23 protein-coding genes are annotated in these 26150 nt (G+C 62.3%); 11 read left to right on the top strand and 12 right to left on the bottom strand.

Annotated features, from left to right (window positions below; genetic code table 11):
• Positions 1-6: 6 nt before the first annotated feature.
• The 9 genes from WF331_RS08410 to yaaA all read right to left on the bottom strand — a co-directional run bounded on the left by WF331_RS08410 (position 7) and on the right by yaaA (position 11675).
• Complete coding sequence (locus WF331_RS08410) at positions 7-1446, bottom strand: alginate O-acetyltransferase (RefSeq protein ID WP_016498004.1); 1440 nt, start codon at positions 1444-1446, stop codon at positions 7-9.
• 13 nt (positions 1447-1459) lie between these two features.
• Positions 1460-3019 carry a mannuronan 5-epimerase AlgG gene (gene algG, locus WF331_RS08405; RefSeq protein ID WP_016498005.1) on the bottom strand — a complete coding sequence of 520 codons (1560 nt, stop codon included), beginning with the start codon at positions 3017-3019 and terminating at the stop codon, positions 1460-1462.
• Between the two features lie 22 nt (positions 3020-3041).
• Positions 3042-4520: an alginate export family protein gene (locus WF331_RS08400; RefSeq protein WP_340622796.1), complete on the bottom strand. Its 1479-nt coding sequence runs from the start codon at positions 4518-4520 to the stop codon at positions 3042-3044.
• A complete protein-coding gene (gene algK, locus WF331_RS08395; protein WP_016498007.1) occupies positions 4517-5944 on the bottom strand; it encodes an alginate biosynthesis TPR repeat lipoprotein AlgK in 1428 nt (475 codons plus the stop codon). Before algK ends, WF331_RS08400 begins: the two co-directional genes overlap by 4 nt.
• Positions 5945-5956: 12 nt before the next feature.
• Entirely contained in the window at positions 5957-7123 is a 1167-nt protein-coding gene (locus tag WF331_RS08390; RefSeq protein ID WP_016498008.1) for an alginate biosynthesis protein Alg44, read from the bottom strand.
• A gap of 37 nt (positions 7124-7160) precedes the next feature.
• Positions 7161-8642 (bottom strand): glycosyltransferase family 2 protein, encoded by a 1482-nt coding sequence (locus WF331_RS08385; protein WP_016498009.1) that lies wholly within the window; start codon positions 8640-8642, stop codon positions 7161-7163.
• A 74-nt stretch (positions 8643-8716) separates the two neighbouring features.
• The gene (locus WF331_RS08380) at positions 8717-10033 is read right to left on the bottom strand and encodes a nucleotide sugar dehydrogenase (protein ID WP_016498010.1); all 1317 of its coding nucleotides are present in this window, start codon (positions 10031-10033) and stop codon (positions 8717-8719) included.
• A 615-nt stretch (positions 10034-10648) separates the two neighbouring features.
• Complete coding sequence (locus tag WF331_RS08375; protein WP_158490995.1) at positions 10649-10786, bottom strand: hypothetical protein; 138 nt, start codon at positions 10784-10786, stop codon at positions 10649-10651.
• Positions 10787-10895: 109 nt separating this feature from the next.
• On the bottom strand, positions 10896-11675 hold the full coding sequence (yaaA, locus tag WF331_RS08370; RefSeq protein ID WP_016498011.1) for a peroxide stress protein YaaA: 780 nt from the start codon (positions 11673-11675) through the stop codon (positions 10896-10898).
• 137 nt (positions 11676-11812) lie between these two features.
• Here yaaA and WF331_RS08365 point away from each other — a divergent pair, with 137 nt between their 5' ends.
• The 5 genes from WF331_RS08365 to moaE all read left to right on the top strand — a co-directional run bounded on the left by WF331_RS08365 (position 11813) and on the right by moaE (position 15990).
• Positions 11813-12949, top strand: a complete 1137-nt coding sequence (locus WF331_RS08365; RefSeq protein WP_016498012.1) for a polysaccharide deacetylase family protein — start codon at positions 11813-11815, stop codon at positions 12947-12949.
• A 271-nt stretch (positions 12950-13220) separates the two neighbouring features.
• Complete coding sequence (locus WF331_RS08360; protein WP_016498013.1) at positions 13221-14615, top strand: PhoH family protein; 1395 nt, start codon at positions 13221-13223, stop codon at positions 14613-14615.
• Between the two features lie 210 nt (positions 14616-14825).
• On the top strand, positions 14826-15296 hold the full coding sequence (gene moaC / locus WF331_RS08355; RefSeq protein WP_016498014.1) for a cyclic pyranopterin monophosphate synthase MoaC: 471 nt from the start codon (positions 14826-14828) through the stop codon (positions 15294-15296).
• Positions 15296-15541 carry a MoaD/ThiS family protein gene (locus tag WF331_RS08350; RefSeq protein WP_016498015.1) on the top strand — a complete coding sequence of 82 codons (246 nt, stop codon included), beginning with the start codon at positions 15296-15298 and terminating at the stop codon, positions 15539-15541. The genes moaC and WF331_RS08350 overlap by 1 nt, the downstream gene beginning before the upstream one ends.
• A gap of 2 nt (positions 15542-15543) precedes the next feature.
• Positions 15544-15990: a molybdopterin synthase catalytic subunit MoaE gene (gene moaE, locus WF331_RS08345; protein WP_016498016.1), complete on the top strand. Its 447-nt coding sequence runs from the start codon at positions 15544-15546 to the stop codon at positions 15988-15990.
• Positions 15991-16126: 136 nt separating this feature from the next.
• Here moaE and rhlB read toward each other — a convergent pair whose 3' ends face one another.
• Positions 16127-17596, bottom strand: coding sequence for an ATP-dependent RNA helicase RhlB (gene rhlB, locus WF331_RS08340; protein ID WP_016498017.1), 1470 nt, complete (start codon positions 17594-17596; stop codon positions 16127-16129).
• 100 nt (positions 17597-17696) lie between these two features.
• Positions 17697-18353 (bottom strand): alpha/beta hydrolase, encoded by a 657-nt coding sequence (locus WF331_RS08335; RefSeq protein ID WP_016498018.1) that lies wholly within the window; start codon positions 18351-18353, stop codon positions 17697-17699.
• Positions 18354-18685: 332 nt separating this feature from the next.
• On the opposite strand from WF331_RS08335, the gene WF331_RS08330 reads away from it, so the two are divergent.
• The 4 genes from WF331_RS08330 to WF331_RS08315 all read left to right on the top strand — a co-directional run bounded on the left by WF331_RS08330 (position 18686) and on the right by WF331_RS08315 (position 22843).
• Complete coding sequence (locus tag WF331_RS08330; RefSeq protein ID WP_016498019.1) at positions 18686-19714, top strand: amino acid ABC transporter substrate-binding protein; 1029 nt, start codon at positions 18686-18688, stop codon at positions 19712-19714.
• Positions 19715-19781: 67 nt separating this feature from the next.
• Positions 19782-20960, top strand: a complete 1179-nt coding sequence (locus WF331_RS08325) for an amino acid ABC transporter permease (protein WP_016498020.1) — start codon at positions 19782-19784, stop codon at positions 20958-20960.
• A 10-nt stretch (positions 20961-20970) separates the two neighbouring features.
• Positions 20971-22068 (top strand): amino acid ABC transporter permease, encoded by a 1098-nt coding sequence (locus WF331_RS08320; protein WP_016498021.1) that lies wholly within the window; start codon positions 20971-20973, stop codon positions 22066-22068.
• Between the two features lie 10 nt (positions 22069-22078).
• Positions 22079-22843 (top strand): amino acid ABC transporter ATP-binding protein, encoded by a 765-nt coding sequence (locus WF331_RS08315; RefSeq protein WP_016498022.1) that lies wholly within the window; start codon positions 22079-22081, stop codon positions 22841-22843.
• 129 nt (positions 22844-22972) lie between these two features.
• On the opposite strand, the gene algW is transcribed toward WF331_RS08315, so the two are convergent.
• Positions 22973-24133, bottom strand: coding sequence for a Do family serine endopeptidase AlgW (gene algW, locus WF331_RS08310; RefSeq protein ID WP_016498023.1), 1161 nt, complete (start codon positions 24131-24133; stop codon positions 22973-22975).
• Between the two features lie 168 nt (positions 24134-24301).
• On the opposite strand from algW, the gene WF331_RS08305 reads away from it, so the two are divergent.
• Both WF331_RS08305 and cysD read left to right on the top strand, forming a co-directional pair.
• Positions 24302-25060: a Nif3-like dinuclear metal center hexameric protein gene (locus WF331_RS08305; RefSeq protein WP_284360517.1), complete on the top strand. Its 759-nt coding sequence runs from the start codon at positions 24302-24304 to the stop codon at positions 25058-25060.
• A 169-nt stretch (positions 25061-25229) separates the two neighbouring features.
• Positions 25230-26147 (top strand): sulfate adenylyltransferase subunit CysD, encoded by a 918-nt coding sequence (gene cysD, locus WF331_RS08300; RefSeq protein ID WP_003251799.1) that lies wholly within the window; start codon positions 25230-25232, stop codon positions 26145-26147.
• Positions 26148-26150 lie beyond the last annotated feature (3 nt).

Genomic DNA, 26150 nt, shown 5'->3' with positions numbered 1-26150 from the left:
GTCGCCTCACTGGCCGGCCTGCGCGGTTTGCGCAGGCACGGCGAAGTTGTTGCGTTTGCAGAGCTTGGCCTCGACCTTCTGGGTGCCGTTTTCCGGCCCCTGTACCTCGAACGCCAGCAGGCTCTGGCTGGCCCAGTCTTCGTCTTCGCGCATCTGGAAGACAAAGCGGCCGTCGGTGTCGGAGGTTTCCGGTTTTTCCAGCTTGATGTCCTCATGGCGCCCGTTGAGGTACCACAGGGTGGCTTGCAACACCTTCACCGACGGGTCTTCGAACTTGACGTCCATCTGCAGGTTGCGGTTGATCAGGTCTTTGATCACGCCGCCCTTGCCGTTGACCATCAGTTCGTTCTTGCCGGGCTTGAGGGTGGTGCTGGCGCTCATCAGGGCCGGGCGGTCGTCGCAGCCGTCATCAAGCAGGCCAAGGATTTGCCGCCAGATGGTTTCCTGGTCCAGGCGGTACAGCGGGGAGAATTCCCACACCAGGATCTTCGGCGGGTTCTTCTGGAATTCCTCGCTGCCCAGGTACTGGATCATCGAGCCTTCCAGACCGCCGCCAGGGAAGGCGACGTTGAGCACGTCGGCGCCGATGTATTGCTCGAGGAAGCCCGAGAAGTTGTAGTTCTTGCCACTGTGGCTGGTGCCGACCAGGGTGATCTGCGCGTTGCCGCTGTCACCGAACAGGTCGTCGCCGCCGCTGGAGCCTTTCGGCTCGGTGGCGAACTGGTCCATGTACTGCACCGCGTAGCTGGTGCCGCACAGTTGGCCGGCGACGTTGTGCAGGGTGCCGGTCTTGCCCATGCGCCCGGATTTCTTCGTTTCGAATTCCTTGCGCGGGATGCCTTCGAAGGCCGGCATCCTGTGCACGGTGTCGGCCACGATTTTGGCAGCCCGCTCGGCGCCATATGGCGTCCAGTGCTGGTCGCCACGGAAGTAGAAGTCCTTGCCCTGGTCGGCGGCGGCCAGTTGCTCGTTGGTCAGCGGCGACAGGTCGGGCACGTTGTAGCCCATGCTGGCGAAGCGCTTGAGCATGGCCTGGTAGTTGCCCAAGGCCTTCTGGTAGTCGAAGGCGGCTTTCTCGGCCGGGTTGAGCATGTTGCGGTTCACCAGGCCACGGGTCGGCTGGTACACCACCACCAGTTCCACGCCGCGCTTCTTGAAGGCGTCATGCACTTGTTGCAGGCGCTTGTAGCCGGCCGGGGTGGTGTTGAACTCGGTGCGCAGGTCTTCGCGGGTACGGAACAGCCAGTCGCCCTTGGCCTGCACCAGCGTGGTGAAGTTCTGCTGGTAACGGGTGGTGTAGCGGCTGGCGTCGTGCGCTTCGGGGCACAGCTGGCAGCAGGGCTCGGCGCTGAAGGTGGGGGCCTTCACTTCTTCGGCGCGCACGCCTTGGCTGATCGCCAGGAGGGCGGCGGACAGGCCCAGCAGTTTCATCAGGTGTGGAGTCATGGTCTGGGCTTCCTTAATCGATCATTTCGGTCTGGCGTTCGACCGGGTCGATCAGCACAGCCTTTTGCTGGCGCACCAGCAGGTCGAGGATTTCGTCCTGGCGCTCGCCGAGGATGCCGTTGAGGCTGATGCCGCTGGCCTTGCGCGGGGCGAGCATCGACACCTTGTACAGCTCGACCGACAGCGGCGAGTCGATCGACAGTGGGCCGGAGCCATTGGCCGCCAGCTCGCCACCCACCACGATCAGCGACACCTTGGTGTCGAACGGGTCAAGGGCGATGTCGCGGTCGGTGTCGGACAAGTCCTTGATGTGGCCGTACACGCCCACCAGGCCGTTGGCCATGGCGACGTTTTCGTACAGGCGGATGTTCACGCTGTTGCGCACGCGGATGCCGTGGCGGCGGTTGTTGATCAGCTTGTTGCCCCAGATCAGGTTGTCGCCGCTTTCGTACAGGGTGATGCCGTCGGTGTGGTTGCGGTAGATCTGGTTGTAGGCGATCAGGTTGTTGACGCTGTTACGGTCGATCACCACGCCCGAGAGCTTGTTGTCGTAGCTCTTGTTGTTGATGATCCAGCTGTCGTTCACCTCACGCGAAACGATGATGCCGTGCTTCTTCTTGGTGCCGTACACGGTGTTGCCGGCGATGATCAGGCGGTGCGACCGGTCGTGCGGGTCGATGCCGTAGACGATGTTGTCGCGGTAGGTGCTGTCCTTGACCACGAAGTCCTGCGTCTCGTAGCAGTAGAAGCCGTACCACATGTCGCTGAACTCCGAGCCGATGATCCAGCCGGTAGGTTCCGGGCGGCCCATGCGCTTGGCCATGTTCGGCGTGTACTGCGAAATGCTCACGCCATACGACTTGGACTTGGCGTAGCCGAAGCTGGCCATCTTCGTGTTGACGATGTAGGTCTCGGTACCGCCCCACGACAACAGGAACGGGCGGAATTCCTTGGGCGAGCGGAAGGTCGCCGGGCCGTTGTCCTTTTCCCGCCAGCCGGTCACCTGGGTGTCAGTGACGAATAGCTTGCCGTCATTGACCAGGAACGAACCGCCCTCCTGGGAGAGGCGCAGCTGCTTGACCTTGCCGTCGATCTCAAGGATGCCCTTTTGCCCGACCACGATCGGCAGACGTGCCAGGTAAACCCCTGGCTCGACCTCGCTGAGGTATTGCTTGGGCACCTTCTTGCTCAGCTCGACCAGGTCGATATGGCCGTCATCGACGAAGATCGCCTGCGGGATGCCGTGCTGGCGCTGCACCCACTCGGCTGCCTTGTTGTCGCCGCCGACGAACTCCTTGAGGGTGTCCTCCTGGAACATGCGGCGCAGGCTGACCTTGCCTTTGTGGCGGCGGTCGATTTTCTTCTGCACCGCTTCGGCGGTGAAGCCGGTCAGGTCGGGCAGCTTTGGCGGGTCCATCTGCAGCGGCTCGATCGGTGCGCTGGCCACGGTGTAGGTCTTGGCCTGCTGCAGCTCCTTGGCGATCACCTTAGGTTCTGCGGCAGCGACCAGGCCGCTGGCCAGCAGCAAGGCGCTGGCCAACAGGCTGTGACGTAAGTGCGGGTGAAGGTTCATAACGGTCAGTCCCCTACCGGCCTCAGAAGCGCCAGATCACATCGACGAAGGCGCGGTGCATGTACGAGTCCGCTTCCTTGCCGTAAGCGTCGCCCGGCTTGAATACACCGGCACGCAAGCGCACCAGGGCGGACGGTTCGTCGATGGCCTGGCTCATGGAAGCTGGCAGCAGGCCTTGCTTGAAGTACTTGGTCACGACCACGTCCATCTCTTGGCCAAGGTCTTTTTCGCCATCGACCAGCGGGCGGTTCACGCCGTTGTCGTTGACCACCGCGTTGATGCCGCTGGAGCCGATGTTCTGGTTGCCGTCGACACGCCAGAACTTGTGGTAGATCAGGCTGGCGTCGTAGTCGTCGCGCAGCTGCCACGAGGCGAACAGGGTGGCCGCCTGCAGGTTGCCCAGCTCGCCGCGGAAGGCTTCGCCGAAGCGGTGCACGCGCGAGCGGGTGCCGGTGAAGTTGGAGCGGTTGCTTTCAAGGCCGGTCTGCTCGAAGTTGTTCGAGCCGTCGTCGCCACCGCCGCCGCTGCCACGGGCGTAGGCCGCACCGACCTGCCATTGCGGGTCCAGGCGCAGGCGGATGCCGAGGTCGGTGGCCCAGGCATTCACGTCGCCGCTTTGCTTGCCGGTGGCAACCTGCTCGTTGCCTACGGCCTGGCTGCTGAGGGTGTCGCGGTCACCGGTCAGCCAGGTGATGCTGCCCCAGTAGTTGACGGTGTGGTCGTTGCGCCAGTTATAGGCGTCACTGTTGGCCTCAAGGCCCAGCCAGGTCAGGTCACCGGTACGGGTCTTGTCCAGCGCATCCACGGTTTCGCCCGGGTTCTTCAGGCTGCCGCTGTCATGGGTGTGGTGGGCGCGTACGCCTACCCAGTGGCCAGGGGTCCACTGCGTGGCTACGTTGCCGTAGATGTGCGTGCGGTCCTTGTCTTCCGGGGCCAGTTCTGTGAGGTCGGTGCGGTACTCGCTGAAGCGCTGGGCCACGCCCAGGTCGGCCTTGAGCAGGGTGGTGTCGAAGGTCCAGTTCAGCGCTTCGATGTTGGTGTCGCGCCACATGCCATCGTCGCTGCGCAGGCGTTGGCGACCCAGGCGCAGTTGCTCGCCTGGGTAGGCGGTGAGGCCGCTGTAGCCGACCCAGAACTCGCGCATGGCCAGGTAGCTTTTGTCAGGTTGGCGGCTGTCGTCACCGGTTTCGGTGCTGGTGCCGTCGTCGTTCTGGCGCAGGGTGTCGGTTTCGATGGTGTCGGTGGCGGCGACTGCCTGGCCCATTGCATAGGCACTCCAGTTACCGCGCTCGCCGTACACCCAGGGGCGCAGGTCCAGGCCCAGGCCGTTGACGTCGCCGCCAGGGCGGGTGCCCAGGTCACGGTCGTCTTCCGACTGGCCGGTGATTTTCACGTCCAGGCCGAAGTTTTTCTCGGCGGTCATTTCCGCCAGGGTCGGGCAGGACCACAGCAGGGCGAAGCTCAGGCCGATGCCAGCTTTCACGAAGGGATTAAGCGTCATAGCGAGTCCTCACCGTCTACTTCTTTTTCGTCGTCTTGCAGGGCTTCGATGGCCAGGGTGCTGTTGGCCCCCTGCGCCATGCTGCCGCGCGCCTGTTTCTCTTGCGCCAGCAGTTGCTGGGCCTGGCTGCGCTGGTCAGGGGTCAGTTGCTGGTCGAGCTGCTGGAGCATTTCTGTCGATTGCGGCGTCGGGTTGGCCTGGGACAACTGCGCGAACACCCAGGCATTGCCCGGTTGCGGCCGAATACCGTGGCCTTCGCTGAACAACTGGGCCAGCGCATAGTCGGCGCTGTTCTGCCCGCCACGGGCGGCGGCCAGCAGGTTGTCGACGGCCTTCTGCGGCTCGACATTGCCCAGGTAGCCGCGGCGGTACAGCTGGCCCAGGTAGTAATGGGCGCTGATTTCACCGGCGTCGGCGGCGGCTTGCAGGTGCTGCTCGGCTTTTTTTGCGTCGGCCGGCAGGGTCTTGCCTTCGTAGTACAGGCGGCCCAGCAACAGTTCGGCGCGTGGCTGTTCGGCCTCGCGGCCCTTGTCGATGTAGGCCAGCAACTGGTCGGTGTCGCCCAGTTCGGGGAAGTCGTACACCAGTTGCGCCAGGCTGACCCAGGATGCCGGGTTGGCCGGGGCTACCTGTTCGAGCAGGTCCTTGGCGGTTTTCTCGTCGGTCTGGCCCAGGCTGCGGTCGGCCAGTACCCGGGCAACGCTGTCGACCCGGGTGGCCGGTACCGCGCCACGGGCGTAGGCGGATTTCAGCTGGCCGAGCAGGGCGGCTTGCTGGTCGGCCTGGCCACGTTTCTGGTACACGGTGGCCAGTTCGACGTAGCAGATGTCGGTGGTGCTCAGCGCGGCCTTGCAGATCTTTTCCACGTCGCCCAAGTGCTGGTCGTAGGTGCCCTGGGTGCGGTACAGCAGCACCTGGGCCAGGCCCGCTTCGGGGTTGCCGGCGGCGCGCCACTGGTCGATCTGCTGCTGCGCGTTGACCTTGGGGAAGCTCTGCGGGTAGCTGAGGTAGAGCATGGCCAGCGGAATCAGGGTGTTGCTTTCGCCCTGTTTCGCGGCCTGCTTGAGCAGGGTTTCCGCTTCCTCGCGTTCGGCCTGGGTGCTGTCGGGCTTGGCTACCAGCAGGCGGCCAAGGCGCGCCTGGGCGCGGGGCGAGGTGGCGGCCGCGGCGCGGTAGGTGGCCTCGGCTTCCTTGATTTGCGACGGGTCGCGGGTGGCCACCTTGATATCCGCCAGGCCCACCTGCGCTTCGCTGTAGCCCAGGTCGGCCAGGGCCTTGTAGTTGCGCTCGGCCAATGCCGTGTCGCCACGCTTCAGGGCTTCGTTGGCCAGGCGCTGGTCAGGCAGGCCGGCACAGCCGGCCAGGGTGATGGCAGCAGCAAGGGCACACAGGCCCAGGTTTGCGCGCTTCTTGTAGGGAATCATGCGGTGATCCTCTTACAGCCCACGGGCCACGGCTTTGTCGATCAGCCAGTTCATTGACGGGCCACGGTCGCTGTTGACCGCTGCCGGGCGGCCGGCGAGTTCGGCGGGCATGCCACTGTCAGGCTTGATCTGCACGCGGATGTCGGAGGACAGGTCTTCGCTGTTGAGGCTGGTGCTGCTGACGATCTGGCCGGTGCGCACTTCGTCTTCGCCGGCGACCTGGAAGTTGACCCGGGTACCTGGCTTGACCTCGTCGAACTGGCGGTAGCTGAAGCGCGCCTCGACCATCGGCGTGGTGGTGCGCGGGATCAGCTGGAAGATCGCCTGACCCTTGGCCGCGTACTGGCCATCGTCCACCAACTGGCGGGCGACCACGCAATCGCAGGGGCTGGTGAGGGTGCCTGACAGCTGCTTGCCGAACAGTTCCTCGATCTTCGCCGGTTCCAGCTGCGCGTCGTCCAGGTTGCCCTTGAGCATGTCCAGCATGCTGGTGGTGAAGCTGGCAAGTGGTGCGCCCTTGGCGATCTGCCCACCGCTTTCGACCAGGCTGCTCACAGTGCCGTCGCGCGGCATGGTGATAGTGGTGGTCGGTACCGCGACCACACCGGCTTCGGCGTGGCTGACGAAGTACATGCCGTACAGCGACTTGGCGACGAAGCCGAACGCCGCAACGCCAACCACGAACACGCCGAGGGTGACGGTAACCGCCTTGAGTCGGCCGAAGGCGCTCAGGCCCGAACCACCGTCCTTCTGCTTGCGTGCCTTGGTGAAGTTGTCGCGCTGCAAGGTGCTGAGCACATCGCCGATGCTGATCAGCTCACCCGACAGGTGGCTGGTGATGATGTGTCGCAGCGTGGCGATGTCGCGTGGTTCAAGGTTCTGGAACTGCGCACCGGTACGGCCATTGTCCGGGTTGTACGAGCGCACCTGGAACTCGATGTCGATCGACAGGCCCAGGTTGTCGACCACGAACTGCAGGCGCCCGCGCAGCACATCGCCCACCGACAGTGGCTGCTTGGTGTGGAAGCTCAGGCCACCGGCGGAAAGGTCGTCGACCTTCACTTCGTGGGTTTGGCGCTGGGCGTCCAGGAAACGCAGCTTGGCGGGAATGCGTACCCGGGCGTGTTGGCGCTGGGCTTCGGACTCATGCACGACATTGACGTTCACGGCGGTATTCATGGTGGTTTGTTCCTGTTAGATCCGATCCGGGTTGGGCTCACACGACCATGAACAGCACAGCAACGAAGATGCTGGCAGCCGAGAAGGTCATGGTCCGCGAGGACCAGGTGTTGAACCATTGTTGAAAGCTGGCGAGGTCACGCTTGAGGGCAGTGGGCTGACGCGTCCAGGACTGCTTGTCGAGGCGGAAGAACACGTAGATCTTCATCAGCGCGCCGATGATCTGGTTGTAATAGAGAATCAGCGGGTAGGCCGGGCCCACGTTGTGGCCGGAGCACAGCAGCATGATGGTGAGGATCAGGCGGGTGATGCCGATCCACAGCAGGTACACCAGCAGGAAGGCCAGGCCGAACTTGAGGCTGGCGATCACCGCCACGGTCAGCCCCAGCAGGCTGGTCCACATCGACACGCGCTGGTCGAACAGCACGATGCTGGTGAACAGCCCCAGACGGCCCAGGCCCAGGCCCAGTGCACGGGAGTTCTGCCGCAGGTTGTTGCCGTACCAGCGGTACATCAGCTTGCGGCTGGCCTTGAAGAAGCTCTTTTCTGGCGGGTGCTCGACCGTGTTGATGGCGGCGTCCGGCACGTAGAAGGTGTCGTAACCCAGGCGCATCAGGCTGAACCAGCTGGATTTGTCGTCACCGGTAAGGAACTTGAAGCGGCCCAGGCGCCAGTGCATCAGCGAGTCGCTTTCGACGTCGGCGATGAACTCGGGGTTGGTCACTACGCTTGCGCGGAACATCGACATGCGCCCGGTCATGGTCAGCACGCGCTTGGACAGGGCCATCGAGCACATGTTGATGTGGCGCTGGGCGAAGCGCAGCTTGTGCCACTCGCTCATGATGTAGCCGCCACGTACTTCGCAGAACTCGTTGGTGGTCAGGCCGCCAACGTTGGGGAACAGCTTGAACCACGGCACGGTCTTGCGGACCACGCCATCGGCCAGCACGGTGTCGCCGTCGATCACGGCCACCACGGCGTTCTCGTCCGGCAGCATGCGCGAGATGGCGCGGAAGCCGTAGGCCAGGCCATCGCGCTTGCCGGTACCGGCAATGCGCACGATGTCCAGCTTCACATGGGCCGGCGGGTTGTACTTGGCCCACAGGCTCTTAACCAGCAGTTCATCCGACATTTCCACCAGCGAGCAGACCACGGTGGTGGGGAAGCCGCAGTTGATCGCCTCGCGGATCACCGAGCTGTACACCTGGGCGGTGGTCAGCGCTTCGATACGGAAGCTGGTCACCATCAGGTAAACGTGCGACGGGTCGGTGGCATCGCCCATTTTCTGCACCTTGCGGCGCAGGTACGGGTACACGCCGTAGAGGAAGATCATGCCGCGGATGAAATGGGTGGCGCCCATGGAATAGCGCCAGATGCCGACTGCGCCGACCAGGAAGATGAAGTGCTTCGACTGCGAGTCGAAGATATCGGCTGGCAGGGCCAGGGCGATCAGCATGAGCAGGCTCATGTAGAGCAGCCACCCGGCGCACTGCAACAGCACGGTCTGGAGCCTTTGCATGTTCAGCATCCGTCGAGAATTCGGGAAAGGGTGGGCGACGCAGGCTGTGAGGCCTGCACCGCCCGGCCGAGGGCTTACCAGCAGATGCCTTCGGTACGGCTGGTGGTGCAGGTCGGTTTGCTCATGAAGCCGACCAGGTCGATCACCTGCTTGCCGGCTGGCGCTTGCTGGGCCAGCGCGCGGAACTGCTCGTCACGGTTGCCGAGGACGATGATGTCGGCGTTGTCGATCACCTGCTGGAAGTCGGCATTGAGCAGCGACGACACGTGCGGGATCTTCGACTCGATGTAGTCCTTGTTGGCGCCGTGTACACGGGCGTACTGGACGTTCTCGTCGTAGATGTCCAGCTGGTAGCCCTTGCCGATCAGACGCTCGGCCAGCTCTACCAGGGGGCTTTCGCGCAGGTCGTCGGTACCGGCCTTGAAGCTCAGGCCGAGGAGGGCGACCTTGCGCTTGTCATGGGCTTCGATCAGCTCGAAGGCGTTCTGCACCTGCGATTCGTTACTGCGCATCAGCGAGTCGAGCAGCGGTGCACGCACGTCGAGGCTGGCGGCACGGTAGGTGAGGGCGCGCACATCCTTTGGCAGGCACGAACCGCCGAAGGCGAAGCCAGGACGCATGTAGTACTGGGACAGGTTCAGCACCGTGTCCTGGCAGACCACGTCCATCACTTCACGCCCATCAACGCCTACCGCCTTGGCGATGTTGCCGATCTCGTTGGCGAAGGTGACCTTGGTGGCGTGCCACACGTTGCAGGTGTACTTGATCATCTCGGCCACTTCGATCGGCTTGCGGATGACCGGGGCGTCGAGTTCTTCGTACAGGGCTTGCAGGATGTCGCCGCTGGCGGTGTCCAGTTCGCCGATGACGGTCATCGGTGGCTGGTCGTAGTCCTTGATCGCGGTGCTTTCACGCAGGAATTCCGGGTTGACTGCGACACCGAAGTCGACGCCGGCTTTTTTGCCCGAGCAGTCTTCGAGGATCGGGATGACCACGTTCTTGACGGTACCCGGCAGCACGGTGCTGCGCACCACGATGGTGTGGCGGCGGGTGGTGTCACGCAGTACGTAGCCGATTTCACGGCACACCGACTCGATGTACTCCAGGCCCAGGTCGCCGTTCTTCTTGCTGGGCGTGCCCACGCAGATCATCGACACGTCGCTGGCACGGATGGCTTCGGCGAAGTCGGTGGTGCCGCGCAGGCGGCCATTGGCGATGCCCTGTTGCAGCAGTGCTTCCAGGCCAGGTTCGACGATGGGCGACTTGCCCTGGTTGATCAGGTCGATCTTGGTGCTGGACACGTCCACACCGATCACTTCATGGCCACGCGCCGTCAGGCAGCCTGCACAGACTGCACCTACATAACCCAAACCAAAGATGCTGATACGCATCGCTATCACCTCATGTGTTTATCACGCCGGCGCCTCCGCAGAGAGCCGGGCTGGGTTGATTAACATCAGTTTTCAGGCGCACGGGTCCATGGCGAATGCACACTTCGCCGAGCGCAGGCAAAATAAATCCGGAGCGCAAAAAGTTATGCACTCAAAGTTGGCAGTAAAAAGCCAGTAATTAAAAAACGTGCCCTGAAATGCAGCCGTCTTTATTGCAATGCGCTACTTGGCGCGTTGCTGTGCTTGTTTTTTCAAGTGGATAAATCCTTTGAAATCAACCACTAGGACGATGTGTAAGGGACGCGTCTCCTGCATGGGACAAGGTTTTCGGGGGATCCCGTGCTACCTGTCGAAGTTACCAGGGCGGGTAGTAGATACCTGCCGTTGTCATCTGTAAGTCATCTCTCACAGCCCGTAGGCAGGAAAATCGTTACGGCACTATGAGCGATCTCCCGCAGGAGAAGTTCCTGAGCGGGTTTCGCCCGAATGAAAGATTTCTAAATATTTATTCAGTTATGGGCAGTTTCAAATTGATAGCACGCGGGTGTTTCACCCCCGTGTATCAAGGGTGAAACTGTTACGAGATATTTTTATGCCAGCATCCGAAAAAAATTTTCAGAATTCGTCAAAAAAGGTATGAACGGTCTTATGGCGTTTGGCGATAAATGTGTGGGTGGTGGTTTTTTGGCGTCGAAATAGTGACATAGTGGCAATTTGCAGCGAGCCCCATTGCAGGGCGGGGGGACGTTTCATGGCAGCAGTCTCTTCGCAGTTAAAGAAGCTTCCACAGGTGTGGCGCTGGCCGGTAGCTCATCGCGCATCCTGTGGGAGCGGCTTTAGCCGCGAAGAGGGCGTCACAGGGTCAGTCCGAGGGATGATCCCGCAAAAACACCAGATGGTCCTGCCTGGAGTGCTCGGCACTGTAGTAGTACCCCTGCACGTCGAACTGCTTGAGCTGTTCCGGGTCGCTGATGCGCTGCTGGATGACGAAGCGGCTCATCATGCCGCGGGCTTTCTTGGCGTAGAAGCTGATGATCTTGTACTGGCCGTTCTTCAGGTCCTTGAAGTCGACATTGATCACCCGGGCCTTCAGCGCGCTGCGTTTCACTGCACTGAAGTACTCGTTGCTGGCCAGGTTCAGCAGCACGTCATCGCCTTGTTCGGCCAGGGCCTGGTTCAGCCATTCGCTGATGCGTGTACCCCAGAAGGCATACAGGTCCTTGCCGCGGGCGTTGGCCAGCTTGGTGCCCATTTCCAGGCGGTAGGGCTGCATCAGGTCGAGCGGGCGCAGCAGGCCGTACAGGCCCGAAAGCATGCGCAGGTGGTCTTGCGCGTAGCTGAAGTCGTCCTCGCCCAGGCTCTCTGCGTCAAGGCCGGTGTACACGTCACCCTTGAACGCCAGCAGGGCCTGCTTGGCATTGGCGGGGGTGAAGTCCGGGGTCCAGCTGCCGAAGCGGGCGGCGTTCAGGCCTGCGAGCTTGTCGGACAGGTGCATCAGTTCGCTGATCTGCGCCGGCGACAGTTCGCGCAGTTGCTGGATCAGTTCCTGGGAGTCGTCCAGGTACTGGGGCAGGGTGAAACGCTCGGTTACAGGCTTGGTGTCGTAGTCGAGGGTCTTGGCGGGGGAAATCACCGTCAGCATCGGGTCGGCTCCTGGCATCGTTGGCCACAGATTCTACGGGCCGGGCGGTGCAACTCCAAACTATGGCGACGATAGTCACAGACCATGCCCGGTGCAGGCGCTATAGTTCGCGTTTTGCCGTTACGGAGCCTTCCACCGTGCGCATTGCCTTTGCCTTGCTGGCCGCTCTGCTGAGCCTGGCCGTGCAAGCCGCCCCTTTACCCCAGGTGAGCCTGGACCGCAGCCTGTGGCCCGAGCAACTGAACAGCCCGGCGCTGTTCGATGTCGCCTCGCGGGCCGAGATTCTCTCGTTTGCCCAGGTGCTGCATGAAAGTGAATTGCTGGACGACGCGGCGTTGGCGGCGCGGCTTGGGTTACGACAGATCAACCTGCAGAAGGTACGCCTTGTGCGTGCGCGCATGTGGCAGCGGCTGTGGGAAGGGTATGAACAGGCGCAGCGCAGCTGCGAGCAGGATGCCTCATTCTGCTACCCGGTAACATCAATGGCGGATCTGCGCATGCAATCCGCGACGTTCGCCGCCGATGTCGGCACGTTCTATACAAACTGGATCGAGCCGAGCCACCAGTTCCATGTGCGTTACCTGGACGAACAACTGCGCAAAGCCGCCTTGCTGCCGCAAACCAGCAGCGAGGTGGAGCGCCTTTCTGCGCGTGAGCGTAATGGCGATGAACTGAACGACCGTATGTTCCTGCTGACCTTCGTCGGCGGCCCGGGGCCAGAGGGTGGCAACACCGATTCGCTTGCCGACTACCTGCGCCGGCAGAAGCTTGAAGGCACCTTCTTCGTGTTGGGGAACCGCTTACAGCAACGCCGTGACGCCGGGGCGGCAAATGCCTTGCGCCAGGTCTACCGCGGCCAGTGTGTGGGCATTCAGGGTTGGGAATACCGTTCCCATGCCCAGTGGACGGACTGGCAGGACTCGTTGCGGCGCAGCCAGGCACGGGTGCAGGCCGACCTGCCGGCAGAGTATGTGCCGTTGTTTCGGCCCCCCTACGGGCAGCGTCGTGCCGATGGCGAGGCGTTCATGGCCAGCCAGCAGCTGCGGGTGTCGTTGTGGGATATCGATGCCCTGGACGATGGCGCACTGAGCGCAGAGGCCTCTGCGCAGCGGGTGCTGACCCTGATGCTGCTGTGGCGCAAGGGCGTGATCCAGCTCCATGACAGCCTGCCCAAGGCCCAGCCGGCGGTGGAGTGGTTGCTGCGCAACACTGCCCAGAGTGGCATTGGCTGGGCGGATTGCCGGGAATATGCTTATCGCGAAGAGGGGGTATGACTTCTGAGCGTAGTCCCCTCTGGCTTCGCCGCCAAGGCTTCTTCATCAATCAGAAAAATAAACTTCAAAACACATAAAAATACTTTTTTCGTTCATCGGTTTTGCGGTATGAAGAAACCAGACAGCCGATTCCTGCAGCACAGGTGGCGTCATCCAGGCCCACCTAGCCAGGTTCGCTTCCCGCCCGTAACAACGCGGTGCAGGGGAGACCGGTAGTCACTCTGCGGCGCAACAGACCGCGCCGTGTGGCTTCGACATAAGGTGACCGAGTATGGATGACCAAGGACGCAACCCTTCCTCCAGCAAGCCAATCCTGTATGTGCTCGATACCAACGTCCTGATTCACGACCCCAACGCGTTACTGAACTTCGAGGAGCACCATGTCGCCATCCCGATGACGGTGCTGGAGGAACTCGACAAGCTCAAGACCGGCAAACAGACCATCGCCGCCGAATGCCGCCAGGCCATCCGCCTGATCGACCAGACCCTGGGCGACGCCTCGCCCAACGATGTCGAGCAGGGGGTGCCGATCCAGCGCAACAAGAGCGGGCCCAAAGGCTTCCTGTCCATCCTGATGACCCCGCGCAACGAGCCGAACAAGCTGCTGCCGGAAAACCTCAACGACAACATCATCATCAACCAGCTACTTGAAGTACGGGCGCGGCGCACCGACCTGGACGTGGTGCTGGTTACCAAAGACATCAACATGCGCTTGAAAGCGCGCGCCTGTGGCATTGCGGCCGAGGACTACAGCACCGACCAGCTGGTGGATGACGTGTCCTTGCTGTCCAAGGGCTACCACTCGGTCACCGGCTCGTTCTGGGACCGGGTCAGCAAGGTCGATACCCGTCAGGAGCGCGGCCGCACCTGGCATCGGGTGCAGATGATCGACAACCTGCCTGCGGTTCACATCAACGAGTTCATCATCGACGAACAGGGCTTCGTCGGCTGGATCAAGGGTATCCGCAACGATGAACTGCTGCTGCTCGACCTGCACCAGGAACCATTGCTGCACCAGGAGGCCTGGGGGCTGAAGCCACGCGATATCCACCAGAGCCTGGCGCTGTTCGCGTTGCTCGATCCGGATATCCACCTGGTCAACCTGACTGGCGCGGCCGGTTCCGGCAAGACCATCCTGGCCCTGGCCGCGGCCATCGAGCAGACCATGGTCAGCAAGCGCTACCGGCGCATCATCGCCACCCGCAGCGTGCAGGGGCTGGACCAGGAAATCGGCTTCCTGCCGGGCACCGAGGCCGAGAAGATGGAGCCTTGGCTGGGCGCCATCACCGACAACCTCGAAGCCTTGCACATGGATGACGAAAGCACCCATGGCAGCGTCGAGTACATCCTTGAGCGCGTGCCGTTGCAGTTCAAGTCGCTGAACTACATCCGAGGCCGTAGCTTCCAGCAAAGCCTGATCCTGATCGACGAGTGCCAGAACCTGACGCCGCACCAGATGAAAACCATCATCACCCGTGCCGGCTCCGGTTCCAAGGTGGTCTGCCTGGGCAACCTGGCGCAGATCGACACCCCCTACCTGTCCGCGACCAGCTCGGGCCTGACCTACCTGACCGAGCGCTTCAAGGACTTCCCCCATGGCGTGCACATCACCCTGCAGGGCGTGCCACGCTCGGTGCTGGCCGAGTACGCCGAGTCGCATCTGTAACCTTCACTGCCGGGCGGTTCGCCGCCCGGCCTTCCCTTGTAGGAGCAGCCTTGTGCTGCGAAGAGGCCATTACAGGCATAGCTATTTTCCAGTCATGCCGGCCCTTTCGCATCACAAGGCTGCTCCTGCAGGTGATGTGCATGCCTCATACCTCTGCTCAAACCTGACCCACAGGTTTACACTGGCTGTTCCCTTCACAGGAGCAGAGCAGTGCTGACACATCTTGATTCCCAGGGGCGGGCCAACATGGTCGACGTCACTGAAAAGGCCGTGACCGAGCGTGAGGCCATCGCCGAGGCGCGAGTGCGCATGTTGCCGCAGACCCTGCAGATGATCGTCGACGGCGAACATCCCAAGGGCGACGTGTTCGCCGTGGCACGCATTGCCGGGATCCAGGCGGCGAAGAAGACCAGCGACCTGATCCCGCTTTGCCACCCGCTGATGCTGACCAGCGTCAAGGTCGAGCTCAGCGCCGAGGGCGAGGACGCCGTGCGTATTGTCGCCCGTTGCAAGCTGGCCGGGCAGACCGGCGTGGAGATGGAAGCACTGACCGCTGCCAGCGTTGCCGCGCTGACGATCTACGACATGTGCAAGGCTGTGGACAAGGGCATGGTCATCGAACAGGTGCGCCTGCTGGAAAAGCTCGGCGGCAAGAGTGGCCACTACAAGGTGCAGGCATGATGAAGGTCAAGGTGATGTACTTCGCCCGCTACCGCGAACTGCTGGGTGTGGATGGCGAGCATGTAGAAGGCACGTTCAAGGTGCTGGACGATGTGCGCCAGGCCCTGGTGGGCAAGGGTGGGCACTATGCGCTGCTGGCTGAGCAGAACCTGATGTGCGCGCGCAACGAAGAGCTGTGCAAGCTTGATGAGCCACTGGCGGAGGGTGATGAAGTGGCGTTCTTCCCGCCGGTGACTGGAGGCTGACCATGCCAGTGCGAGTGCAGCAAGGCGCGTTCGACCCGGGCGCCGAGGTGAATGCCATGCATGCGGCCAATGTTGGCGTGGGCGCGGTGGTTGCTTTTGTCGGCTATGTGCGGGATTTCAACGATGGCCGTGAAGTAGCGGGGATGTTCCTTGAACACTACCCGGGCATGACCGAAAAGGCGCTGGCCAAGATCGTGGTCGAGGCCGAGCAGCGCTGGCCGTTGCTCAAGGTGGAGGTGCTGCACCGCATCGGGGCGCTGGAGCCGGGCGAACCGATCGTGTTTGTCGGTGTGGCCAGTGCCCATCGGCAGGCGGCGTTCGATGCCTGCAACTTCATCATGGACTACCTGAAGACCCGGGCGCCGTTCTGGAAGAAGGAGAATACCGAGGAAGGGCCGCGGTGGGTTGAAGGCAAGCAGAGTGACCAGGATGCGGCGGGGCGCTGGTAAATGAGGGTTTGATGGCCGGGGCTTCGCCCCGGTTCGCGGGTGAACCCGCTCCCACAGCTAATCCGCAGCTACTGAAGCCTTGCAGTACCTGTGGGAGCCGGCTTGCCGGCGATTGGGCTGCAAAGCAGCCCCAGCGTCAGTGGTGTTTGCGCGGCACCGGCTTCAACAGCTCGTCCGGTGGCATTTCGCACTTGATCTTGCGCCCCAGCAGCTCTTCGATCGCTGGTAGCTGATACGAGTCATCCTCCCCGGCAAAACTGATCGACACGCCGCTTGCCCCCGCCCGGCCGGTACGGCCAATGCGGTGCACGTAGTCGTCCGGGTCTTCCGGCAGGGTGAAGTTGATCACGTGGCTGATGCCATCGATATGGATGCCACGCCCGGCCACGTCGGTGGCCACCAGCACGGTGATGCGCCCTTCGCGGAAGTTTTCCAGGGTGCGGATGCGCTTGTGCTGCGGCACGTCGCCCGACAGCTGGGCGGCATTGATGCCGTCGCGCACCAGTTTTTCCTCGATGCGCCGCACTTCATCCTTGCGGTTGGCAAACACCATCACCCGTTCCCAGTTGTTCTGGGTTACCAGGTTGTACAGCAGCTTGTACTTGTCGCTGCCAGCCACCGCATACACGTGCTGCTCGACCGTTTCGCTGGCCACGTTTTCCGGTTCGATCTCGACGATGGCCGGGTTGGTGGTCCATTGCTTCGCCAGGTTCATCACGTCGTCGGTGAAGGTGGCGGAGAACAGCAGGGTCTGGCGCTCGCTTTTTGGTGGTGTCTGGCGAATGATCTGGCGCACCTGGGGGATGAAACCCATGTCGAGCATGCGGTCGGCTTCGTCCAGCACCATCACCTCGACCATGTCCAGGTGCACCTCGCCGCGCTGGTTGAAGTCCAGTAGGCGGCCTGGGGTAGCTACGAGGATGTCGCAGTGGCGTGCTTCAAGGGCCTTCAGCTGCTTGTCGAAGTCCATGCCGCCGACAAAGCTCATGACGTTCAGCCCGGTGTACTTGGTCAGCGCAGCGGCGTCCTTGGCAATCTGCACCACCAGCTCGCGGGTAGGCGCGATGATCAGCGCACGCGGTTCGCCCATGTAGCGTTCCTTGGGCGGTGGCGTCTGCTGCAGCTGGGAAATGATCGAAATCAAAAACGCAGCAGTCTTGCCGGTACCGGTCTGTGCGCGGCCGATGGCGTCCTGGCCACGCAGAGTATAACCCAGCACCTGCGCCTGGATCGGCGTGCAGTACGGGAAGCCCAGGTCGTGGATGGCGTGCATCAGCTCGTTGGACAGTTTGAAGTCGTGGAAGCGGGTCTTGCCTTCCTGCGGCTCGACCACGAAGTCTTCCGGCTTCCACAGGCTGGCCTGCGGCTTGGGCTTGCGCTCGCGACGCGGTTTGTCCTTGGCCGCTTTGTCGGCAAGTGGCATAGCGGTAGCGGTTGCGGGTTGTTCAGCCTCGGGGGCGGTGTTGGCGCGCGGTACGGCCGGTTTTGCTGCGGGCCGGGCCTCGCTGGCGGGTGCGCGCGCAGGCGGCGTCACGCTGGCAGCAGGAGCGACGGCCTGTGGCGCGGCGTCTCCCTTGCCGAATATTTTCTTGAGTGCTTTGAGCACGATCGTCTCATCAACTGATTAAGGAATGTACGCCGGGCAGTGTAATGCAAGATCCGGGCGCGGCGTAGGGGAATACTCCCACAACTACAAGAGAGCCAGCCTATTGCAGCTGCTCGCTGAGCCAGTTGTGGATGTCGTTCAGTTCTTCGACCACCACTTCGTGTTCCATCGGGTATTCGTACCAGCGGGCGGCGACGCCCCAGGTGTTCAAGTACTCAAAGGCGGTGCGCCCCATGGACGGGATCACCACCGGGTCATGCACACCATGCAGGCACAGGGCCGGGGTGCGCTGCTGGCAGGCAGTCAACTGGTGCTGGTCGTTGAAGGTGGGGGCGTAGGTGGACAGGGCGATCACCCCACCCAGTGCTTCTTGCCACTTTATATAGGCAGTGTGCAGCACCACCGCGCCACCCTGGGAGAAGCCAGCCAGGAAGATCCGCGACAGGTTGATGCCTTTGGCCTGCTCGGCCTTGATCAAGGCAACCACTTGCTCGGCCGACGCTTCCAGCTGCGCTTCGTCAATGGCGCGGGCCGGGGTCATGGCCTTGATGTCATACCAGCTGGGCATGGCATACCCGCCATTTATGGTGACTGGACGGGTCGGGGCCTGGGGCATGATGAACCGGGTGCTGAGCAGGCGCTCCTGCATGAATTCGGCCACAGGTAGGAAGTCGTAACGGTCGGCCCCCAGACCGTGCAACCAGATCACACAGGCGTCAGCGGTTTTCTGTGGTTCGAGAATCAGCGGGTTGGTCATGACTGCTCCGAAAGTGTGCGGGTCTTGTTATGGCGTGCGTGAAAAGAAGGCGCTGGAAATGATTGTCGGAAAAAGAATGTCGCAACGATACAACTTTCCCTACTTGACGAGCGCTTAAACGCTACAGCCACAGAATCTGGTACGCGCTTTGCAATTCAATCTGTGATGCAAAGGGCAGGCCGAGACGGTAACACCCTTTGTACGCGAAGGCTGTCACAGAACAGTCCATTGCGCCAATTGACCCAATAACAAGCCAATACGGGTCGGATACGCCTCAAAAGGGTGCGGTGCAATTCCGGCTCGACACAACAAGAGCGATTTGGAGGTTGTGAATGAAGATGTTGAAAACCACCCTGGCAGTCCTGACCGCTGCCGCCGCACTGGGCGCCGTGAGCAATGCCCAGGCCGGCGCCACCTATGATGCGGTCAAGAAGAAGGGCTTCGTCCAGTGTGGCGTGAGCGACGGTCTTCCGGGCTTCTCGGTACCTGATGCGCAGGGCAAGATCGTCGGTATCGACGCCGATGTCTGCCGCGCCGTGGCCGCCGCCGTGTTCGGCGATGCGACCAAGGTCAAGTTCAGCCAGCTCAACGCCAAGGAACGCTTCACCGCCCTGCAGTCGGGCGAGGTCGACGTGCTGTCGCGCAACACCACCTGGACCAGCTCGCGCGATGCCGGCATGGGCCTGGTGTTCGCCGGGGTCACCTACTACGACGGTGTAGGCTTCCTGGTCAACAAGAAGCTGGGGGTCTCCAGTGCCAAGGAGCTCGATGGTGCGACCATCTGTATCCAGGCCGGTACCACCACCGAGCTGAACGTGTCGGACTTCTTCCGCGCCAATAACCTCAAGTACACCCCGATCACCTTCGACACCTCGGACGAAAGCGCCAAGTCGCTGGAGTCGGGCCGTTGCGACGTGCTGACCTCGGACAAGTCGCAGCTGTTCGCCCAGCGTTCCAAGCTGGCCGCGCCGACCGACTACGTGGTACTGCCGGAAACCATCTCCAAGGAGCCCCTGGGCCCGGTGGTGCGTAAAGGCGACGAGGAGTGGTTCAGCATCGTCAAGTGGACCCTGTTCGCCATGCTCAACGCCGAAGAGGCGGGCGTCACCTCGAAGAATGTCGAGGCCGAAGCCAAAGGCACCAAAAACCCGGACGTCGCCCGCCTGCTGGGTGCGGATGGTGAGTACGGCAAGGACCTCAAGCTGCCCAAAGACTGGGTAGTCCAGATCGTCAAGCAAGTCGGCAACTACGGCGAAGTGTTCGAGAAGAACCTGGGCCAGAGCACCGACCTGAAGATCGACCGTGGCATGAACGCCCTGTGGAACAACGGCGGCATCCAGTACGCGCCACCTGTGCGCTGATGGTTGCACCCTGCGGCGGCATCCCGCCGCCGCAGGCTGTTCGAATCCCTACTGTCCGGGGCACTTCATGCAAAATCAAATCGGCGCACCCAAGGGCTTGTCCCTTAACGATCCGCGTGTGCGCGCGTGGCTGTTCCAGATCCTCACGATCGTCTTCGTGGTCGGCCTGGGCTGGTACCTGTTCCACAACACACAAACCAACCTGCAACACCGGGGTATCACCTCAGGCTTCGACTTCCTCGACCGCAGTGCAGGCTTCGGCATCGCCCAGCACCTGATCCCCTATGTGGAATCCGACAGCTATGCGCGGGTGTTCGTCATCGGCCTGCTCAATACCCTGCTGGTGACCTTCATCGGCGTCATCCTGGCGACCATTCTGGGCTTCATCATCGGTGTGGCTCGCCTGTCACCGAACTGGATGATCAACAAACTGGCGACCGTGTATGTGGAAACCTTCCGCAACATCCCGCCGTTGCTGCAGATCCTGTTCTGGTACTTCGCCGTGTTCCTGACCCTGCCGGGACCGCGGGGCAGCATCAACATCGACGATATGTTCTTCATCAGCAACCGTGGCCTGAACATGCCTGGCGCATCCATGGCCGATGGCTTCTGGCCGTTCATCATTGCCCTGGTGGTGGCCATTGTCGCCATTGTCGTGATGGTGCGCCTGGCCAACAAGCGCTTCGACGAGACTGGCGTGCCGTTCCACAAGTTCTGGGTGGGGCTGGCCCTGCTGCTGGTCATCCCGGGCCTGAGCGTGCTGTTGTTCGGCAGCCCGGTCAGCTGGGAAGTGCCGCAGCTCAAGGGCTTCAACTTCGTCGGTGGCTGGGTGCTGATCCCCGAGCTGTTGGCGCTGACCTTGGCGCTGACTATCTATACGGCAGCCTTCATTGCTGAAATCGTGCGTTCCGGCATCCGTTCGGTCAGCCATGGCCAGACCGAAGCCGCGCGCTCGCTGGGCCTGCGCGAGGGCCCGACCCTGCGCAAGGTGATCATTCCCCAGGCACTGCGGGTGATCATTCCGCCGCTGACCAGCCAGTACCTGAACCTGGCGAAGAACTCGTCGCTGGCGGCCGGTATCGGTTACCCGGAGATGGTCTCGCTGTTTGCCGGCACCGTGCTCAATCAGACCGGCCAGGCCATCGAGGTGATTGCGATCACCATGAGTGTCTATCTCGCCATCAGCATCAGCATTTCGCTGCTGATGAACTGGTACAACAAGCGCATAGCGCTGATCGAGCGGTGAGGATACGCCCGTGAATGCCCATGTTTTCAAACCCGATATGCCGCCACCGGTGAAAACCGTCGGCGTGCTCGCATGGATGCGTGCCAATCTGTTCTCCAGCTGGCTCAACACGCTGTTGACCCTGCTCGCCATCTACCTGGTATGGCTGATCGTGCCACCGCTGCTGCAGTGGGCGTTGATCGACGCCAACTGGGTCGGCACCACCCGCGCCGACTGCACCAAGGAGGGCGCCTGCTGGGTGTTCGTGCAGCAGCGCTTTGGCCAGTTCATGTACGGCTACTACCCGGCCGAGCTGCGTTGGCGCGTGGACCTGACGGTGTGGCTTGCCGTCATCGGCGCTGCGCCGCTGTTCATCAAGCGCTTCCCGCGCAAGGCCTTCTACGGCCTGGGCTTCCTGGTGCTGTACCCGATACTGGCCTACACCCTGCTGCACGGAGGGTACCTGGGCCTGGAAAGCGTACCGACCAGCCAGTGGGGCGGGCTGATGCTGACCCTGGTGATCGCCACCGTGGGTATTGTCGGCGCCTTGCCGCTGGGCATCCTGCTGGCCCTGGGCCGGCGTTCGAGGATGCCGGCCGTGAAGGTGGTGTGCGTGACCTTCATCGAGTTCTGGCGCGGCGTGCCGTTGATTACCGTGCTGTTCATGTCGTCGGTGATGCTGCCGTTGTTCCTGCCCGAAGGCATGAGCTTCGACAAGCTGCTGCGGGCAATGATCGGCGTGATCCTGTTCCAGTCGGCGTACATCGCCGAGGTGGTGCGCGGTGGTCTGCAGGCCATCCCCAAGGGCCAGTACGAAGCCGCTGCGGCCATGGGCCTGGGCTACTGGCGCTCGATGGGCCTGGTGATTCTGCCGCAGGCGCTCAAGCTGGTGATCCCCGGCATCGTCAACACCTTCATTGCCCTGTTCAAGGACACCAGCCTGGTGATCATCATCGGCCTGTTCGACCTGCTGAACAGCGTCAAGCAAGCCGCCGCCGACCCGGCCTGGCTGGGCATGGCTACCGAGGGCTATGTGTTCGCCGCCCTGGTGTTCTGGATTTTCTGTTTCGGTATGTCCCGCTACTCCATGCACCTGGAGCGCAAGCTGGACACTGGCCACAAGCGTTAGGAGTTTCGAAATGAGTGAAGCGATCAAGCAGCCTGCCGGCCCCGAAGGCATCATCCAGATGCAGGGTGTGAACAAGTGGTACGGCCAGTTCCATGTGCTCAAGGACATCAACCTGAACGTGCGCCAGGGCGAGCGCATCGTGCTGTGCGGGCCGTCCGGCTCGGGCAAGTCCACCACCATCCGTTGCCTCAACCGCCTGGAAGAGCACCAGCAGGGGCGCATCGTGGTCGATGGCGTCGAGCTGACCAACGACCTCAAGCAGATCGAGGCCATCCGCCGCGAAGTGGGCATGGTGTTCCAGCACTTCAACCTGTTCCCGCACCTGAGCATTCTGGAAAACTGCACCCTGGCGCCCATGTGGGTGCGCAAGATGCCGCGGCGCAAGGCCGAGGAAATTGCCATGCATTATCTGGAGCGTGTGCGTATTCCCGAGCAGGCACACAAGTACCCGGGGCAGTTGTCGGGTGGCCAGCAGCAGCGTGTGGCCATTGCCCGTGCGCTGTGCATGAAGCCGAAGATCATGCTGTTCGACGAGCCGACGTCGGCGCTGGACCCGGAAATGGTCAAGGAAGTGCTCGATACCATGGTGGGCCTGGCCGAAGACGGCATGACCATGCTCTGCGTGACCCACGAGATGGGCTTTGCCCGCACCGTGGCGAACCGGGTGATCTTCATGGACAAGGGGGAGATCGTGGAGCAGGCGGCGCCGGATGACTTCTTCGACCGGCCGCGCAGTGACCGGACCAGGTTGTTCCTGAGCCAGATCCTGCATTGATGCTGTTTGGGCTGCGCGGCAGCCCTTCGCGGGCACGCCCGCTCCCACAGGTTTAGCGCTGGCTTTGGAGCCTGCGTAATTCCTGTGGGAGCGGGCGTGCCCGCGAAGGGCCGCAACGCGGCCCTGGGTTTATTTCTCTTCCTGGCTGGCAGCCGGCGCCGGTGGCGGCCGCAGCCCCACCTCGGCAATCAGCTTCAGCTGCTGCCCATTGCGCATCACCTCGATGGTGATCTTGTCGGTGGGCTTGATCCGCGCCACCTGGTTCATCGACTTGCGCCCGTCACCGGCCGGTTCGCCGTTGATGCTCAGGATCACGTCACCCAGTTGCAACCCGGCCTTGGCCGCCGGCCCTTCGCGGAAGATACCGGCCACCACGATACCCGGGCGGTCCTTCATGCCGAACGATTCGGCCAGTTCCTGGCTCAGCGGCTGCACCTCGATGCCCAGCCAGCCACGGATCACCTGGCCGTGCTCGACGATCGACTTCATCACCTCCAGTGCCAGCTTCACCGGTATGGCGAAGCCGATGCCCTGCGAACCGCCGGACTTGGAGAAGATCGCGGTGTTGATGCCGACCAGGTTGCCACTGGCATCGACCAGTGCGCCGCCCGAGTTGCCGGGGTTGATCGCTGCGTCGGTCTGGATGAAGTCTTCGTAGTTGTTGAGGCCCAGCTGGTTACGGCCGGTAGCGCTGATGATACCCATGGTCACGGTCTGGCCGACACCGAACGGGTTGCCGATGGCCAGTGACACGTCGCCAATGTGAATGGTGTCGGAACGGCCGATGGTGATCGCCGGCAGGTTCTTCAGGTCGATCTTCAGCACCGCCAGGTCGGTTTCCGGGTCGCTGCCGATCACGCGGGCCAGGGTTTCGCGGCCATCTTTCAGGGCCACGACGATCTGGTCGGCGCCGCTGGTGACATGGTTGTTGGTCAGCAGGTAGCCCTCGGGGCTCATGATCACCGCCGAGCCCAGGCTCGATTCCCACCGGCGTTGCTTGGGCAGGTTGTCGCCGAAGAAACGGCGGAACTGCGGGTCTTCGAACAGCGGATGGGCGCTTTTGTTCACCACTTTGGTGGTGTACAGGTTGACCACGGCGGGGGCGGCCAGTGTCACAGCGTCGGCATACGACACCGGGCCCTGCATGATCCGCGTGGTCTGCGGTGCCTGTTGCAGGTTGACGTCCTGGCTGGGCAGGCCGACCCATTCCGGGAAACGCTGGATGATCAGCATGGCGATCAGTACGCCGGTAAGCAGGGGCCAGCCAAAGTAACGCAAAGCCTTGAACATGAACGAATCCTGGAAAGAGCGAGGGCCAGTGGCCGCGCAGTGGGGCATGAGCGCGCGGGATCATACACCGGTTCCCCCAGTGCCGGCGACGGCCCATAATGGCCGGCATTATACGGGCGTTCCATTGGTGTTGTGCCCGAGAAAAGCGCAGTTTTCGAGGAGATTTTCATGGCCGTCGCTCTAAACATCCTGGTCGAGGAAGCCGAGCGTTACCTGGGCAGCGCGAAGATCCAGGATTATTGCCCCAATGGCCTGCAAGTGGAGGGCCGGCCGCAGGTCAGCCGTATCGTCAGCGGCGTTACTGCCAGCCAGGCGTTGCTGGATGCTGCGGTCGAGGCCCAGGCCGACCTGGTGCTGGTGCACCATGGTTACTTCTGGAAGGGTGAGAACCCGTGCATTACCGGTATCCGCCAGCGTCGCCTGAAAACCTTGCTGAACAACGACATCAGCCTGCTGGCGTTTCACCTGCCGCTGGATGTGCACCCGGAGGTGGGCAACAACGTGCAGTTGGCGCGGCAACTGGACATCACCGTCGAAGGCCCGCTGGACCCGGAGAACCCCAAGGTGGTGGGGTTGGTCGGCTCACTGGCCGAACCGGTGACTGCGCGCGATTTTGCCCGGCGGGTTCAGGAAGTGCTGGGGCGTGAACCGTTGCTGGTGGACGGCGAGCAGATGATCCGCAGGGTCGGCTGGTGCACCGGTGGCGGGCAGGGTTACATCGAGACGGCGATTGCCGCCGGGGTGGACCTGTACCTGACCGGCGAGGCGTCGGAGCAGACCTACCACAGCGCGCGCGAGAATGGCGTCAGCTTCATTGCTGCCGGGCATCATGCCACCGAGCGTTACGGCGTGCAGGCGCTGGGCGATTACCTGGCGCGGCGGTTTGCCGTTGAGCACCTGTTCATCGATTGCCCCAATCCCATCTGATATCAGCGTTGCCCGCGAAAGGGCCGGGCCTGGCAGGCCAAACCCGCAGTCATATCGTTAGACCTTTTCGATCTAGCCCGCCTCCTAAATAGAAGCAGCCGCTGTGATAAAGTGGCTCGCTCGAACACGGCCCGCAGGCCGTCCATAAGATCGTTTTTCGTGAGTAGCCATGGTCGACAAACTGACGCACTTGAAACAGCTGGAGGCGGAAAGCATCCACATTATCCGCGAGGTGGCCGCCGAGTTCGACAACCCGGTGATGCTGTACTCGATCGGCAAGGATTCCGCCGTGATGCTGCACCTGGCGCGCAAGGCCTTCTTCCCGGGCAAGCTGCCGTTCCCGGTGATGCACGTCGACACCCAGTGGAAATTCCAGGAGATGTACAGCTTCCGCGACAAGATGGTCGAGGAAATGGGCCTGGAACTGATCACCCACGTCAACCCTGAGGGTGTGGCGCAGGGCATCAACCCGTTCACCCATGGCAGCTCCAAGCACACCGACATCATGAAGACCCAGGGCCTGAAGCAGGCACTGGACAAGCATGGTTTCGACGCCGCCTTCGGTGGCGCGCGCCGCGACGAAGAGAAGTCGCGGGCCAAAGAGCGTGTGTATTCGTTCCGCGACAGCAAGCACCGCTGGGACCCGAAAAACCAGCGCCCCGAGCTGTGGAACGTTTACAACGGCAAGGTCAACAAGGGCGAGTCGATCCGCGTCTTCCCGCTGTCGAACTGGACCGAGCTGGACATCTGGCAGTACATCTACCTTGAAGGCATCCCGATCGTGCCGCTGTACTTCGCCGCCGAGCGGGAAGTCATCGAGAAGAACGGCACCCTGATCATGATCGACGACGAGCGCATCCTCGAGCACCTTTCCGAGGAAGAGAAGGCCCGTATCGTCAAGAAGAAGGTGCGTTTCCGTACCCTCGGTTGCTACCCGTTGACGGGTGCTGTCGAGTCGGAAGCAGAAACGCTGACCGACATCATTCAGGAAATGCTCCTGACGCGCACTTCCGAGCGCCAGGGCCGGGTCATCGACCACGATGGTGCCGGTTCCATGGAAGACAAAAAACGTCAGGGCTACTTCTAATTT

It is taken from the genome of Pseudomonas sp. YNh, from assembly GCF_037993085.1.
Classification (GTDB): Bacteria; Pseudomonadota; Gammaproteobacteria; order Pseudomonadales; family Pseudomonadaceae; genus Aquipseudomonas; species Aquipseudomonas putida.
This window is presented reverse-complemented; position numbering and strand designations above follow the sequence as displayed.